Origin of the sequence: Ensifer sp. R-19, from assembly GCF_049905105.1 — a bacterium.
Classification (GTDB): Bacteria; Pseudomonadota; Alphaproteobacteria; order Rhizobiales; family Rhizobiaceae; genus Ensifer.
This window is the reverse complement of record NZ_CP184569.1, coordinates 1,893,580-1,907,801: the sequence shown is the minus strand read 5'-3', so window position 1 is coordinate 1,907,801 and position 14,222 is coordinate 1,893,580. Positions and strand designations below refer to the sequence as shown.

At 61.7% G+C, this 14,222-nt stretch carries 20 protein-coding genes; 5 read left to right on the top strand and 15 right to left on the bottom strand.

Annotation, left to right across the window (positions count from 1 at the left end):
• Positions 1-54: 54 nt before the first annotated feature.
• Entirely contained in the window at positions 55-366 is a 312-nt protein-coding gene (locus ACN9MO_RS09290; protein WP_057254099.1) for a hypothetical protein, read from the bottom strand.
• 148 nt (positions 367-514) lie between these two features.
• On the opposite strand from ACN9MO_RS09290, the gene ACN9MO_RS09285 reads away from it, so the two are divergent.
• Positions 515-970: a hypothetical protein gene (locus tag ACN9MO_RS09285; protein ID WP_245299211.1), complete on the top strand. Its 456-nt coding sequence runs from the start codon at positions 515-517 to the stop codon at positions 968-970.
• A 32-nt stretch (positions 971-1,002) separates the two neighbouring features.
• Here the strand turns inward: ACN9MO_RS09285 and ACN9MO_RS09280 are convergent, their stop codons facing one another.
• The 9 genes from ACN9MO_RS09280 to ACN9MO_RS09240 all read right to left on the bottom strand — a co-directional run bounded on the left by ACN9MO_RS09280 (position 1,003) and on the right by ACN9MO_RS09240 (position 8,368).
• Positions 1,003-3,075, bottom strand: coding sequence for an ASKHA domain-containing protein (locus ACN9MO_RS09280; protein WP_057254101.1), 2,073 nt, complete (start codon positions 3,073-3,075; stop codon positions 1,003-1,005).
• A 154-nt stretch (positions 3,076-3,229) separates the two neighbouring features.
• Complete coding sequence (locus ACN9MO_RS09275; protein WP_057254103.1) at positions 3,230-3,562, bottom strand: hypothetical protein; 333 nt, start codon at positions 3,560-3,562, stop codon at positions 3,230-3,232.
• Positions 3,563-3,609: 47 nt separating this feature from the next.
• Positions 3,610-3,792, bottom strand: coding sequence for a hypothetical protein (locus ACN9MO_RS09270; protein ID WP_425987108.1), 183 nt, complete (start codon positions 3,790-3,792; stop codon positions 3,610-3,612).
• A gap of 160 nt (positions 3,793-3,952) precedes the next feature.
• Entirely contained in the window at positions 3,953-4,915 is a 963-nt protein-coding gene (locus ACN9MO_RS09265) for a methyltetrahydrofolate cobalamin methyltransferase (protein WP_057254106.1), read from the bottom strand.
• Between the two features lie 98 nt (positions 4,916-5,013).
• Positions 5,014-6,105, bottom strand: coding sequence for a methylenetetrahydrofolate reductase (locus tag ACN9MO_RS09260; RefSeq protein WP_057254108.1), 1,092 nt, complete (start codon positions 6,103-6,105; stop codon positions 5,014-5,016).
• Positions 6,102-6,704 (bottom strand): methylenetetrahydrofolate reductase C-terminal domain-containing protein, encoded by a 603-nt coding sequence (locus ACN9MO_RS09255; protein WP_057254110.1) that lies wholly within the window; start codon positions 6,702-6,704, stop codon positions 6,102-6,104. Before ACN9MO_RS09255 ends, ACN9MO_RS09260 begins: the two co-directional genes overlap by 4 nt.
• Complete coding sequence (locus ACN9MO_RS09250) at positions 6,697-6,999, bottom strand: virulence factor (protein WP_057254112.1); 303 nt, start codon at positions 6,997-6,999, stop codon at positions 6,697-6,699. The genes ACN9MO_RS09255 and ACN9MO_RS09250 overlap by 8 nt, the downstream gene beginning before the upstream one ends.
• A 340-nt stretch (positions 7,000-7,339) precedes the next feature.
• Positions 7,340-8,143: a formyl transferase gene (locus tag ACN9MO_RS09245; protein WP_057254113.1), complete on the bottom strand. Its 804-nt coding sequence runs from the start codon at positions 8,141-8,143 to the stop codon at positions 7,340-7,342.
• Between the two features lie 45 nt (positions 8,144-8,188).
• A complete protein-coding gene (locus ACN9MO_RS09240) occupies positions 8,189-8,368 on the bottom strand; it encodes a hypothetical protein (RefSeq protein ID WP_057254115.1) in 180 nt (59 codons plus the stop codon).
• A 203-nt stretch (positions 8,369-8,571) separates the two neighbouring features.
• On the opposite strand from ACN9MO_RS09240, the gene ACN9MO_RS09235 reads away from it, so the two are divergent.
• Positions 8,572-8,997: a pyridoxamine 5'-phosphate oxidase family protein gene (locus ACN9MO_RS09235; RefSeq protein WP_057254117.1), complete on the top strand. Its 426-nt coding sequence runs from the start codon at positions 8,572-8,574 to the stop codon at positions 8,995-8,997.
• A gap of 19 nt (positions 8,998-9,016) precedes the next feature.
• Here ACN9MO_RS09235 and ACN9MO_RS09230 read toward each other — a convergent pair whose 3' ends face one another.
• The 4 genes from ACN9MO_RS09230 to ACN9MO_RS09215 all read right to left on the bottom strand — a co-directional run bounded on the left by ACN9MO_RS09230 (position 9,017) and on the right by ACN9MO_RS09215 (position 10,933).
• Positions 9,017-9,790, bottom strand: coding sequence for a pyrroline-5-carboxylate reductase (locus ACN9MO_RS09230; RefSeq protein ID WP_057254119.1), 774 nt, complete (start codon positions 9,788-9,790; stop codon positions 9,017-9,019).
• A 313-nt stretch (positions 9,791-10,103) separates the two neighbouring features.
• Positions 10,104-10,367, bottom strand: a complete 264-nt coding sequence (locus ACN9MO_RS09225) for a DUF1488 domain-containing protein (protein WP_057254121.1) — start codon at positions 10,365-10,367, stop codon at positions 10,104-10,106.
• 92 nt (positions 10,368-10,459) lie between these two features.
• Positions 10,460-10,582 carry a hypothetical protein gene (locus ACN9MO_RS09220; RefSeq protein WP_093234627.1) on the bottom strand — a complete coding sequence of 41 codons (123 nt, stop codon included), beginning with the start codon at positions 10,580-10,582 and terminating at the stop codon, positions 10,460-10,462.
• 45 nt (positions 10,583-10,627) lie between these two features.
• Positions 10,628-10,933: a hypothetical protein gene (locus tag ACN9MO_RS09215; RefSeq protein ID WP_058323487.1), complete on the bottom strand. Its 306-nt coding sequence runs from the start codon at positions 10,931-10,933 to the stop codon at positions 10,628-10,630.
• 550 nt (positions 10,934-11,483) lie between these two features.
• On the opposite strand from ACN9MO_RS09215, the gene ACN9MO_RS09210 reads away from it, so the two are divergent.
• The gene (locus ACN9MO_RS09210) at positions 11,484-11,642 is read left to right on the top strand and encodes a hypothetical protein (RefSeq protein WP_156414722.1); all 159 of its coding nucleotides are present in this window, start codon (positions 11,484-11,486) and stop codon (positions 11,640-11,642) included.
• Between the two features lie 12 nt (positions 11,643-11,654).
• Here ACN9MO_RS09210 and ACN9MO_RS09205 read toward each other — a convergent pair whose 3' ends face one another.
• Positions 11,655-11,909 carry a hypothetical protein gene (locus ACN9MO_RS09205; protein ID WP_143032969.1) on the bottom strand — a complete coding sequence of 85 codons (255 nt, stop codon included), beginning with the start codon at positions 11,907-11,909 and terminating at the stop codon, positions 11,655-11,657.
• Between the two features lie 136 nt (positions 11,910-12,045).
• Between ACN9MO_RS09205 and ACN9MO_RS09200 the strand changes: the two genes are divergently transcribed.
• Together ACN9MO_RS09200 and ACN9MO_RS09195 are read left to right on the top strand one after the other, a co-directional pair.
• A complete protein-coding gene (locus ACN9MO_RS09200; RefSeq protein WP_057254125.1) occupies positions 12,046-12,417 on the top strand; it encodes a COG4315 family predicted lipoprotein in 372 nt (123 codons plus the stop codon).
• 493 nt (positions 12,418-12,910) lie between these two features.
• The gene (locus ACN9MO_RS09195) at positions 12,911-14,023 is read left to right on the top strand and encodes an AI-2E family transporter (RefSeq protein ID WP_057254127.1); all 1,113 of its coding nucleotides are present in this window, start codon (positions 12,911-12,913) and stop codon (positions 14,021-14,023) included.
• The last annotated feature ends 199 nt before the right edge of the window (positions 14,024-14,222 follow it).

Below are 14,222 nucleotides of genomic sequence, written 5' to 3'. Positions count from 1 at the left end.
CGATTTAGCGCGAGGAGCGGCAGGGTTGGCGGCCGAGAGCGTTGCGGCGAACCTTTATTTTGTTGGTGTCGGCCGCACCAGCGTGACGACGCGTGGCTTTGATGGCGCATCCAGCCATTCGATCCACTTGTCCCGTTCCTCGATCGTGTCGAAGAACCGCCAGAGCTTGTAATCTTCTTCGGTCGTCTGCAGCATCTCGCCGAGCGAGACGAGCTCCATCGGCAGCTCCACCTCGTTGCCGTCGTAGCGAATGAAATAGATGCCTTCGGCGGCGAGACGGACCACCTGGCCGGTGCCATAGGTGCCATCGGGATCGTCGACGGTGAAGTACATGCCGGTCAGGGTATCGAGAATCTTGTCGTTCATGGGTTTTGGATGCCAGTTCAAAGAATACGATTCATCAGACCGTCGCCCGCCGCCGGAATTAAGGCAAGCCGAAATATCGAGTGTCCACGTCTGGTGAAGAGGTCAGGCAGCGTTCCAGACGGTGCGAGACGGCAGAAGAGTTGACAAAGTGGCGGCTGACCGGAACCATCTCGTCGTCAACAGAAACAGTGCCCACAATCAAATCATGCAGATATCGATACCGCAGGAGGCTTTTCCCGCGTTGGGAACTGTCGCAAATCCCGCTGTGCTCTACGATGGGCTCAGCGCTTTTGTCTGTTATGAAGCTGCTCCGAGCGCTGGCGGCGGTAATGTCGTTCTCAAGTTCGGCGACGTTATCGATTTCCGGATTACGCCGATGAATGTCGATGGCCTGCCGGAGTGCAGGTACCCAATCCGTCCATGGGCGTTCAATGAAGTCGTGGACGGTGACGAAGCGGCCAAATGGAAAGTCCTCAATCCGCGTTTCTGGCTCATATCCTTTAACGACGTAACGATCGAGGTTCTGTTCGAGACGGTCTCGCTCGAGCTTCATGACGAGCGAGGCGGGCCGCTGCCCAGGACGCTGATGAGCGCCTTGAGATGACGGTCTGAAGACGGCAGCTTAGCCGACTCACTCTACTCCCGGCTTCTTCTCCGCCGACGACCGCCACCCTCGCCATCATCGCCCGTCACCTTGCGCTCCGGCAAAGTCACGACTGCAGAAAGCTTCGGGAAGGCGTCGACCTTGTTCGGCATCGCCATGGCGTTGACGAAGTGCTCCTGAAACTTTGATTCAAGCGCCGTCTCTATCTTCTCGATTTTGCTGACGGTTTGCTCGATCTCGCGACGGTGGCCGCGGTTAAGCAGCGCCATCAGCGCGCCGGTGCCGGCGGCGTTGCCGACGGCCTTGACCTCGTCGAGGTCGCAGTCCGGAATGAGGCCCAGGACCATCGCGTATTTCGGGTCGATGAAGGAGCCGAAGGCGCCGGCAAAGCGGATGGTGTCGACATGCTCGATATCGAGCTTCTCCATCAACAGCTTGATGCCGGCATAGAGGGCAGCTTTCGCAAGCTGGATGGCGCGGATGTCGTTCTGCGTCACGGTAATGCGCTGTTCGCCCTCGTGCAGCAGATAGGAGAAGGTGCGGCCGTTGGGGATGATGCGCGGGCTTTTCGCCGCCATCGCGCCATCGACGACGCCATCCTGCGAGATGATGCCGGAAAGGTACATCTCGGCGACGATCTCGATGATCGCCGAGCCGCAGATGCCTGTCACGCCGACGGAGGCGGCCGCCTCGGCAAAACCTTCCTCGTCCGACCACTTGTCGACGCCGATCACCCGGAAGCGCGGTTCCAGCGTTTCGGGGTCGATACGCACGCGCTCGATGGCGCCGGGGGCGGCGCGCTGGCCCGAGGAGATTTCAGCACCCTCGAAGGCTGGGCCTGTCGGTGACGAGGCGGCGACGACGCGGTCCTTGTTGCCGAGCACGATCTCGGCATTGGTGCCGACATCGACGAGCAGCATCATCTTGTCCTGGCGATAGGGACCTTCGGCGAGCGTGGCACCCGCCGCATCGGCGCCGACGTGGCCGGCGATGCAGGGCAGCATATAGAGCCGCGCGCCGCGGTTGACGTCGATGTCGATCTCGTGCGCCCAATATTGCAGCGCGCCGGAGACGGCGAGCGCAAACGGCGCCTGGCCGAGTTCCGTCGGGTCGATGCCGAGGAACAGGTGGTGCATGATCGGGTTGCCAACGAAGACCATGTCGAGAATGTCGTGGCGGTCGACTTCGCCCTCGGCGCAGACCTTGCCGATCAGGCCGTTGACCGCCTCGCGCACCGCCTTGGTCATGGCTTCCCGGCCGTCCGGGTTCATCATCACGTAGGAAACGCGGCTCATCAGGTCTTCGCCGAAGCGGATCTGCGGGTTGGAGGCGCCCGAGGAGCCGACGATGCGGCCGGAAAGCAGCGACACCAGATGCATGGCGATGGTGGTCGAACCGATGTCGCAGGCAACGCCATAGGCCTCGTTCTTCAGACCCGGCCACAGGCCGACGATGAAGGGGCGGGATGAATCCATGTCGCGGTGGATGGCGGCGGTGACGGCCCAGTTGCCCTTGCGCAGAATGGTCTGCACCTGCGGGATCAGGTGCGGCGCAATCAGGAGATCCTTCCAGCCCCAGTCCTTCTCCAGCATCACCTTCAGCCGGTCGAGGTCGCCGAGCGGCTTGTGCATGTCGGGCTCGTCCACCTCGACATAGCAGAGCTGGACGGCGGCATTGCGCTCGATCACCCGATCGGTCGCGGCCTTGCGCACCACCTGCGCGTTGATGACGGTATCCTGCGGCACGTCGATGACGAGATCACCGAGGATCTGGGCGGAACAGGAGAGGCGTCGGCCATCGGGCAGGCCGCGGATCTTTTCGTAGCGATCTTCCTTGGCGCCCTTTTCCGAGATGTGCTCGTTGGAGGAAACGATCTTGTGCTTGGCGAAGTTACCTTCCTGCACCACGATCTGACAGCGCCCGCAGGTGGCGCGGCCGCCGCACACACTTTCGACATAGACGCCGAGCTTGCGGGCGGCATCGAGAACCGGGGTGCCGACCGGGAAGCGGCCGCGTTTGCCCGAAGGCATGAACAGCACCAGAGGTTCCTTTTGCGCGGCTTCGGTCATGTTGATCTCGATCTCGGAAGTGCCTTCGATGCGCATGCTCTAGTCTTTCGTCAGGTCCGCTTCAACAGGTGAGCGAAGCACGGCTAAACGGTTTCAGACTGCACCGGAACGCCGCCCGATAGTTGTCCAATCCCGACATGGAAGCATCTGTTTCAAACAGTTAAGGCGTGAGGCTTGGCGGCCGGTCAGGTTACTTGCGCGACAGACGCCGGGCGTTGCTGCGCACCCGCTTGCCATAGGGCCTGAGCGCTGCGGACGCAATCGCCGTTCCGTGGCCGGAGGCCGTGCCGCCGGCCATCAGCCGCAGCGTGTTGTCGAAGGCAGCTTTCCAAAGGGCCATGTTCACGGCCATGACGCTTTCCGCTGAGGCCGCGATCTTCTCGGAGATCATGCGGTGAAGCTCGGTTACGTCGTGGGACTTGCCCGTTAGCGCCGCCATCTGCATTTCCTGCAGCCGGACGGCGATGACGAAGGGCGCTTCAAACCAGAGGGTCGCGGCATCGAGGCGAAGGCGGCGTGTCATGGTGATCTCCACTTTGCGTTGGCGGATGGATGAACCGACGTGCGTTGCTACGGCGCCCCGGCAAGTTTTACGACTGCGAGTGCATACACAAGAGCCGCTCCGAGCACGGCCGAACTGCCCCAGAGGCGGGCCTTGATGACCCGTTCCTCCGGACCGAGATAGACCTTCTTTGTGACGGTGGCGATCATTATTGCTCCAAGCACGACAGCCGTCACGATGATCACAGGCACAACATAGGTCCGGAGTACTGCGTAAAACCGCTGAAACTCCGCCGCATCGTCAAACAACGTGTACCGGGCGATAACGACCAAAGGGAGAACGACGGCGAGGAGGCGCAGTTGGCTTCCGATCGTCTTTCTCCCTTCGATTGCTTCAGGGTCGAACCAAGAACTATTCGCTCGCAGCCGCACCGCCGGTGCGGGCCGCGCGACCGCCGCGGCGTCCACCGCTGGCGGCTGCCGGTGCGGCCGCAACGACGTGACCGCCTTCGGCCGGCTTGTGGTCGCGATAGGTCTTGATCCAGTGGGTGCAGTTCGGATCGGTGCCGTTCAGAACGTTGGCGGCGCGCACGGCTTCCATTTCCTGCGGGCGGCAGGGGTTCATGATCGCCGACGTCATGCCGGCGCCGATGACCATCGGGATGAAGCCGGCATTGATGCCGTGGCGGTGCGGCAGGCCGAAGGAGATGTTGGAGAGGCCGCAGGTGGTGTTGACCTTGAGCTCCTCGCGGAGCCGCCGCAGGAGCGCGAAGACCTGCCGGCCAGCGTCGCCCAGGGCTCCGATCGGCATGACCAGCGGATCGACAACGATGTCGTGTGGCTTGATGCCGTGATCCAGGGCGCGCTCGACGATCTTCTTGGCGACGGCGAAGCGCACGTCCGGGTCCATCGAGATTCCGGTTTCATCGTTGGAGATAGCCACCACCGGTACGTCGTATTTCTTGACGAGCGGCAGAATCGCTTCGAGCTTCTCCTCTTCGCCGGTGACGGAATTGACCAGCGGGCGGCCCTTGGCAACGCGCAGTGCCGCCTCGATCGCGGCGGTGACGGAACTGTCGATCGCCAGCGGTACATCGACGAGGCCCTGGACGATTTCGAGCGTCTTGACGAGCAGCGGCGGCTCGGTCTCGTTCGGGTTGACGGCGGTGACGCCGGCGTTAACGTCGAGCATCGTCGCGCCCGCTGCCACCTGCTCCAGCGCATCCTTGATCACCGTGTCGAAGTTGCCCTCGATCATTTCGGCGGCGAGTTTCTTGCGGCCGGTCGGGTTGATGCGTTCGCCGATGACGCAGAACGGCTGGTCGAAGCCGATGATGATCTCGCGGGTGGCGGAAGCGACGATGGTCCGGGTCATGCAGGGTCCTTTGTCAATTGGCGTCGGGCTATGTAATCACGCCCAGGAAGTCGATGATAGGCGCCTTCTGATAGGCGCCGGTTTTGTCTGCGGTCTGGTCAGTGCGGATGATGGGCTGCGGCTTCGGCCATCTCCTGCTGGTTTTCTTCCTTGCCTTCGCGAATATGCTCCAGCCGCTCGGCAACGAGCGCATCCTCAGGCAGCGTCTCGTGCTTCCAGGGCCGGCGGCCCTTCAGCACGCCCGATTCATGCACGATCTCTGCGACATATTCTTCCTGGCGATAGGCCATCACGTGGATGCCGGAGACACCTTCGATCTCCTTCACCTCGTTGATGATGTCGATACAGAGCTGCTTGCCTTCCTTCTTCTGGTCCTGCGCGCCTTCCAGGCGGGTAATGACGCTGTCGGGGATATGGATGCCCGGAACGTTGGAGCGGATCCAGCGGGCGGTCTTGGCCGATGCCATCGGCCCGACGCCGACGAGGATATAGCACTTCTCGTGCAAGCCGAGGTCGCGCACCTTCTTCATGTATTCGCGGAACATCGGCACGTCGAAGCAGTACTGGCTCTGCACGAACTGCGCGCCGGCCTCGATCTTCTTGGCCAGCCGGTAGGGGCGGAAATCGTAAGGCGGGGCAAAGGGGTTGATGGCAGCACCCAGGAACACCTGCGGCGGCGTCGTCAGCTTGCGGCCGGAAAGGAACTTCGAGTTGTCGCGCATGATGCGCACGGTTTCGAGCAGCGACATGCAGTCGAGGTCGAAGACCGGCTTTGCGCCCGGCTGGTCGCCGGCCTGCACGCCGTCGCCGGTCAGGCACATGATGTTCTGCACGCCCATGGCCGAAGCGCCGAGCACGTCGCCCTGGATGGCGATGCGATTCTTGTCGCGGCAGGCGATCTGCATGATCGGCGCATAGCCCATGCGGGTCAAAAGCGCGCAGATGCCGACCGAGGACATGTGGCAGTTGGCGCCGGATGCATCCACCGCGTTGATGCCGTCGACCCAGCCGTCGAAGACCGCAGCGCGTTCGTAGACGTCCTGCGGGTTGGCGCTGTCGGGCGGGTTGAGCTCGGCGGTGACGGCAAATTCGCCGCGACGCAGAACACGCTCCAGACGGCCGCGGGAGGAATGGCCGGGCAGGGGCTCAAGCGGCGCGCCGGGATCGAAGGGATTGATATCGGGGCTCATGCCTGGCCTTCCTTGGATGCCGCTTCACGCTGCGCTGCGGCTTCCGCCGTAACGCGCAGCCAGGACGAAGTTTCGCGCAGCGACTGGTTGACCGGCTTCTGCACGTTCATGATCGCATTGCCCTTCTCCATGTTCTGCGAGCCCTTCCAGGCCTGCACCCAGACGCAGGGCATATCCGGCTCGACCTCGCAATTGCCGTTGGCGCGCACGCCGCCGCAGGGGCCATTGCGCAGCTGCTTCGGACAGTTCATCGGGCAGGACATGCCGGTTGAAGACAGCGCGCACTGGCCGCACATGCGACAGTCGAACAGGAAGCCCTTGACGTGACGCTCGACGAAGGTCACCGGCCGCTCGACCCGTCCGTAGCCGATCGCGTTCCACAGCGGATGCAAGAGCAGGAATACATCGGCGAAGCGGTTGTAGAACCACTCGAGGAAACGGGAGTTGCGCACGGCCCAGAGGCGAACCGTATATTTGTGGCGCGACCGGCGGCTCGGAGAAACCCCGGTCGGGGTATAGGCGCCGGTCGCAGCCTTTGCCCCAGGTGCTGCGTTGCCCTTCATGATCTTCTGTTCGCCTGCAGGTTTGGCATCAGCCATTGTCGCGGCCTCCGGCCTTGACCAGTGCGACGAGCCGCTCGCGGTCATAGGCGGCTTCGAGTTCGGCGGCAGCGCTGTCGGCTTCCGCTTCCAGATCGTCCGACACCGGCACCGGATCGGCCTTGCGCCATTCTGCGAGATAGTCGTCGGTTTCGGCGGCACCGGTGCGCATCGCGCACATGTCGATCGCCTCGGTGAAACGCAGCGACAGCTCGCGCTTCGCCGTCGTGCGGCCCTTCTTGATGATGATCTGGGCCGGAATGTCGCGCCAGTAGACGATAATGCGATCTGCCATCGGGTGTCGTTCTCCTCCCCTGCATGTTTCCTTTAATCGGAGCCGATTAAGGATCAAAAACATGCAGCACTCTAAAGCGCTACAGCGACCTTTGCGCGCCTGATACGACGCGCGGCGCTGTAGGTGCGACAATGCGCATGTACAGGCGTCCGGGCTCATCTCGCCACGACGTCGGATATGTCCAAAAACGACGCTGGGCGACGAGCCGCCGCGGGCGCGCTTCAGGAGACGCGCGAGCGTCGGCCGGGTGGTCCGGCGCGTCAATGCCGTTCGGAGCGGATTGCCCACAGTTTCAGGCTTTTAGCGCGCATGCGACAGGACCGATAACCCTTTGCACCGCCTACCAGATACGACGTGTGAGCCCGTTCCACACCCAGGTCCAGATCGGGGGGTGGTACCATTGCCGTGACGGGCCTGCGACATCGGTGGGTCGTAAGTTTCCCTCAAGCGCGTCCTCGACGGCAGCGATCGCGATTTCAGTGGAAGCAGCCGTCTGCAGCAGCGGATAGGTGTGCATCGTGTCGCTTTGGCTCGGCCTTTGGCGTGACTGGTAGAGCACACCGCCGGTGTCGACGCCGGCATCGACCAGATGCACGGTCGCGCCGAAATTCTCCGCATCGTCGCTGACCAGCGCCCAGTAGCCGCCCATCAGGCCGCGATAGGTGGGGTTGATACCGGCATGGAAATTGAGGACCGGGCAGGGGATCGCGGCAAGGGTTCCGGCCTTCAGCATGCGGCAACTGATGAGGAAGACGACGCCCGGGTCCAGCGCGCGGATGTGCACCAGAGTTTCGGCGTCGTTGATCGAGGCGACCGGTTTGATGGTAATTGATGGATCGGGCGTGCCCGAAACCTTGTAGGTCTTCAGAATTTCTTTGGCGCGGCTACGGGTAAAGCGCTTGCCGAAGCGCGAGGCGATCATGGTGGCAAGCTGCCCCAGCGCCGTCGGCCAGCCGAGCTTGCGGGCGCGGCGGCGCAGGAACACAGCTTTCGATTCCGGCTGTTCCTCGATGACGGTGATGTCGGAAAAGCGCGCGGCGAGCGCATTGATCATGATCCACGGGTTCTCACCGCCCGCCGTGACCACGACGATACGGCCCGGGCGCTTGCCTGCGGCTTGATTCGGACTGGCGATGTCGGTCATGGCGGCCCCGCGGATGAACAGGGCCGAGTTATGAAGGCTTGCCCGTTACCGGCGGCTTAACTTGTTCCAGTACCATTCGGCCACGCCGCCGCCGAGCACGACCAATGCCACGGACTCGAGCATCGCTACGTCTTCCGTCAGGTTGCAGACCGCACCGATCAGCAGAGCCAGAAGCAGGCCGGCCGCACATCCAAGCGCATAGGGCAGGTATTCGAGGAATTTCACTGCTGTCTCCTCCGACAGGCGTGGCGATCTTCTTCAATATGGCCTCACGGCAAGGGCGCCGCGCTGCTGATGGTTCGCCGCATGGTTGCCGATGGCTATGAGATCACCTTGACTCCCTCCATCGCCTTGTCAAGCTGAGCTTGGCAGGAAAGCCTGAATTCGTTCCGCCGGCAACGCACCCAGCCATCCGGGAAGATGAAGCAATGGGCGACATTCAAGCCAGACGCATGATCCTCGACTTCTTGAGGCAGCACACCTTGGCCGTGATCGCGACCTGCGGCCGGGATGGCAGGCCTGAAGCGGCGGCTATCGATTTCTCGGTGCGAGACGACCTGGAAATCGTGTTCGACACGTTCGAACATACCCGCAAGTTCGTCAATCTCTCCGAGCAGAGCCGTGTCGCGCTCGTCATCGGCTGGGACAACAACATCACCGTTCAATATGAAGGCGACGCGACGAAGGTCTCCGCCGATGATCTCGAGCGATACCAGGAAGCGCATGTGAAAAGCGTTCCGGCCGAAAGAGAGTTTGTCGAGAAGGGTGCCGTGGTGTTCCGGGTCGAACCGCGCTGGATTCGCTACTCCGATTACAGCAAGACTCCTCCCGACGTGATCGAGCTTCGCTTCTGAGGTTGTACCGTGGCCAACGCTATGAAGCCGCGGTGATGCGGCGGTGAATACCGCCGAGACTTTCCTTGAACCGCTCGAACGTCCCGTGCTCCGTCAGCTCTCGCAGCACCTGTTCGTTGATTCCGCCGCGGGTCGCATAGTCCTGAGCCAGATGCGCGAAGCTGGCATTCGGCGTCGTTGCCGGTGCCTGTCCCAACGCGGCAAACAGCGAGGCCACATAGTCACGCCCCTTGGCGTCCTCCACGCCGTTGTCTTTCAGCCAGCCATGGATCGTTTCGAGATATTTGAAGTAGCTGGCATAGGTGGCAGTCGCCACGCTCAGCACATCGAACTCGCTCTCGCTTTCAACCTCGATCGCCTTGCCGAGCCTGCCGAAAAACGCTGCCATTTCCGGATCCGGCGGGAAAATGATCGTCGGCCCCTGGCGGATCGCGATCATCGGCATCGGCAATGCCTTGGTCACCCGCTTCACCGGGCCGACCATGGCGGCGATCTCATTGCAGGAGAAGGTCGCGATCAGGCTGACCACGTGATGGTCTGGCCGGAAGCGTAACAGCGGCAGCACTTCGCGGGCGATCTGTGGCCGGACGGCAAGCATGACCGTGTCGCAATCGTCCAGGACCGCCTGATTGTCGGCCGCCACCCGCACATCGGGAAACCGCGCGGCAAGGCCCGCCGCGATCTCTTCGTTGCGTGGCGACAGCACGACCGGCGTGGTTTCGCCCGGAAGCGATTTGAGCCCGGTGACGATCGCAGACGAGAGTGCGCCGGTGCCGATGAAGCCGAGTTTCATGAGAAGTCCTGTCGCTTGGTGATTTCAGCAGATCCGTGAAACTGCCGGGTGCCGCATGCACGGGTCCTGGTTTGTGGTTCGCGGAACAATAATACCAAAGGCGCTGGCGACAAGCGGTCGCGACAGCGTCGCCCACAGGGTAGCGGGACGCATTTCAACAACGGAGTTGAGGTTGCCACACCCTGTCGCCGCCTGCGGGGAGAGGGGACGTGGACAGTGAAGTCGCCGAACAGGGCGGCGATCCTGTGAGACCAAGGGGTGTTGGGCGCGAGCGGGTGCCGCGGGTTTCCTTCCGAGATCTAGCGGCCGAGATCTAGCGGAAGTCCGCGGCTGTGAGGATATAGATTGTCCGGCGCCCGTTGGCATAGGCTGCCCTTGCGACTTCGTAGATCGAGTTGCGTGCGGCGTCGAATGCCTGGAGGCAGGCCGCCTCGGTCGTCCGGGTGGGCGCGCCACGGGCCAGAGCCGCCGCCTCGACATAGAAGGGCACTTCGAACATGCCGTCGTGGCCAAGGAAGCGAACGGCGTTCCTCGCACCATCGAAGCTTCGGGATTGGTTTGGGAAGCTCAGTGGCATGGTGTGATCCTTTTAGCGGTAAGCCAAGTTGGCCAGCGGTGGGTCGGCCGGGTGGACGCGTGAAGACGTGCATTCATCTTCGCGCCGCGCCATCACAAGATCCGCCCGAAGAGGATTGTGGTAACGACGACGGCGATCGCGAGCGAAAGGGCAATCCAGGCAAGCAGACCGCGATAGTCGAAGAGATAGATCTGAGCCGGTATGTGGTACTTCATGATCGCCTCCTGTGGCTGATCTGTTCGGACCGCTTGGCTTGGTGTTTACAAGATGTGTGCAGTTCTGAACGCCCGTTCGGCCCGTGCGATCGCGTCGTTGCCGGCATTGACGAGTTCGAGATTGCCTTCATCGGTTACCCGCTCATGGCATTCGCCGTTGCTGCGTATGCGGTACTGGAGCGCATTGTCGCGGATCGGCAGCGTCGCGGTAATGCGATATGTTTCTCCGACAATTGACTCCCTCGTCAGCGCCCCTCTGGAGCGAACGAGCTGGCCAACGTGAAAACGGTGGACAGGCGACTGGTCGCGCGGACTGCGGATGATGCGTTTGGTGAACGTTAGCGTGTTCATGATGGTCTCAGTCCTCTAAAAATGTGCTTGGGCACGGTCGGCCGGACAGCTGCTCAAAGATGGCTTGGCTCGGGCGAACAGATGTCCCGAAGCGAGATGTGCTTCGAGACGAAGCGTTGGCCCAAGCACTGGAACCGAAGCTTGCGTATCTGTCGAAAATTTAGGAGATCGGGGCGGTTCGAAGTTCTGATACCGCGAAAGCCACATCGGCCAAATCTACTTGGCTTAATATAGCGCGTCGATTGAGTTTCAATTGAGGCGGTTGTGTCTGCTGGTGGGGATGCGCGCTCCTGTTGGCGGGCTTGCCGGTGGTTCTCCGGATGTCGGGGCTCATCAACCGTCACTCCATCACGGTTTTCCGTTGTCCGCTCGATAAAGCCCCGCGTCAATTGCGGATGTGGTAAGCTCATCGTTTGGAACTGGAGACTGCGATCGAAGGGGCCTTGAACCGAACGGCTGCCGACACCTTGCAAAAGGCGCTTGCACGTTTCCTTACTCAAGCCTGATGACGCCCGGCCGCGATGATCTCATTCGAAGAAGGAGAGGCGCAATGTCCTCCCGTTTGGTCTTCTGCCTGCTTCTGGTTGCCCTGTCGGTTGTCCTTGTCTGGGCCTTCAGACCGCCTCAGGGCAACGCCGATGGTCGCTCAGCCATGCCGCATCTGGCGGATCAGGGCCAGGTCGTGAACCCCGATTGTGGACTGGGCTGAACCATGGCAACGCTACGGTACGGTCTCAAGGTCGAAGCCAACAATGTCTGGGCGGTGGTCGATGTCTTCACCGGGCAGCCGGTCGTTCTTCACGGCTCTCTGCTGTCGAACTTGCCGCGCGATGAAGCGGATGATCTTCTGGATATTCTCAATCTCAAAGACGGCATACGCAGGGGCACGATAAAGGTTCCGCCCCGCGCGCCGGAAGATGAGAGCTAGTTCCGCCGCACCAAGGCAGCCGCCACGGCGGTTGACGTTGTCGGTCAAGGTTCCGCTCTTGTCCGAGCCGATAGACGCCTCCAACTTCGCGCGTTCATGGAACCGCAATCGAAGCGACACGTTTGCATGTGTTAGACTTCGGGGCACTACTGGCATTCCGCCGGCATCCCCGATGGGAAAAATCATGAAAACCTTTCTGATCGCATTGGGCGTGGCTGCCGCTACGTCATGGACGGCCTTTGCCGCAGAACCAGGCAAGATGGTCGACACGAAGATGGGCAAGGTCATGGCGACGGATACGGGCATGACCCTCTACACGTTCGACAAGGACACCAAGGGCAAGTCGAACTGCGACGCCGATTGCCTGAAGAAATGGCCGGCCTTCCACGCCGCAGCGAATGCAAAGGCAGATGGCGAATGGTCGTTGGTCAAGGACACCGCCGGCAAGCAGATGTGGGCCTACGACGGAAAGCCGCTTTACACCTATGCCGAAGACACGAAGGCTGGCGACGTCAAGGGTGACGGCGTCAACGGCGTCTGGCACCGCGCCAAATAACACCCCAAACGACGGCGGGCGGCCCGCCCGCCTCTGGGCGCCGGAACGAAGGCTCATCTGGCGCGTTACATCCTACGTTGGAGTACAGCAAAAAATAGCATCGTCCATCATCTTGATCGACGATAACCAGGGTACTCCCAGGAGACCCAAATGGATATCACCACACTACTCATCATCGTTCTCATCGTTCTCTTGCTCGGCGGCGGCGGCTGGTACGGTCGCGGTCGCTGGTATTGAGCCATTCGTCTACGGACGGACACGTAGGCCCTTTCTGAATGGATCGGGTTGTCCGAGGGAGACCTAGCAAGGCGGGCAATCGCCCGACATTGCGTCGTATGAGTTCGTGAGCGAGCCACGTTGCGGTCACTCAAATCTCTAGCCTCGTCGGACCTGCGCCGGCAGTCCATCGGATGCCGGCCTAGGCTCGTCGTCTGCTCGATCCGGCGAGTGTGTCGTCTGTGAAAAGGTGCCCCTGGAGGAGGCGGATCGGGCAATGTCAGATTCTCGCAGATGGATAGGGCCTGTTCTCGGTACGGGCGCGCTTGCCCTGCTGGTGATCGGTTGCGCCCTGGTCCTCTGGCCCTTCCTGTCGGCTTTGTTGTGGGCTGCGGTGATCTGTTTCTCGACCTGGCCGCTCTACCGCCAATGCGAACGTGCCGTCGGAGGATATCGCCCAGCTGCCGCGGCGATAATGACGATGCTGGTCGTCTTTGTCTTGGCAGCACCCCTGGCGTTCCTTGTGACCGCGCTCGTGGACGATATAAAGACTGTTGCCGAAGCGATTGCGCACGTCCTGGAAGAGGGGCCGTCGGTGCCGCCCAACTGGGTCAAGGGCCTGCCGATCATTGGCGAAGGCGTTGCGGCCTACTGGGAGAACCTCGCTCATGACGCCCCAGCGTTCATAGCTGAACTTAAGAAACTGACGGGACCCGTCACCGATATGGCGCTTGCAGGCGGAGCGGCCCTCGGGGCCGTCCTGCTTGAGCTCGCACTCAGCATCTTCATCACCTTCTTTTTGTTCCTGCATGGTCGCCGCATGATCGGCTTCATGCGCCAGATCAGCGAGCGCGTTGCCGGTCCCCGCGCTAAGAGATTGCTGATGGTCATCGGTATGACCGTGAAGGGTGTCGTCTACGGCATGATCGGAACTGCCCTTGCACAGGGCTTGCTGGCCGGCACCGGTTTCTGGATCGCCGGTGTGCCCCAACCGATATTGTTGGGCGGCCTGACCTTTGCGCTGTCATTCGTGCCGGGAGGCCCGCCGTTTCTCTGGGTACCGGTGGCGCTTTGGTTGCTGTTGCAAGGTTCCATGGGCTGGGCGATCTTCGTCGCCGTCTGGGGGCTCCTGCTCGTCAGCAGCATTGACAACTTTCTTCGGCCGTATCTGCTCAACCAAAACAGCAACCTGCCGGTGTTGCTCGGCTTGTTTGGACTCGTCGGCGGAGTGCTTGCCTTTGGGCTGATCGGGCTCTTTCTCGGACCCACCCTGTTGGCGGTCGCTTACAACTTGTTTCTCGAGTGGGTCGCAGCCGAGCTCGAAGAACGGGCGCAAACAGCGTCCCCTTCCGGCGTGCCCGAGGATACGAGAACCACGGCAAGGAACTGAGCTCCGATCAATGGAACGTTCCAGGTGTTGCGGCGCGATCAAACGCCATGCCGCCACCCTGATTTTCCCCATCGGTCCAATTCTTCAGACGAAAAAGGCGAGGTGAGCATTTGCGGTCTGATTGACGACCTTGGTGGCGATGGCGATCGCGGTCAGGGCAATGTCCGTCGCCTGCTCTTCGTCGAGCGTCGCGTCTGAA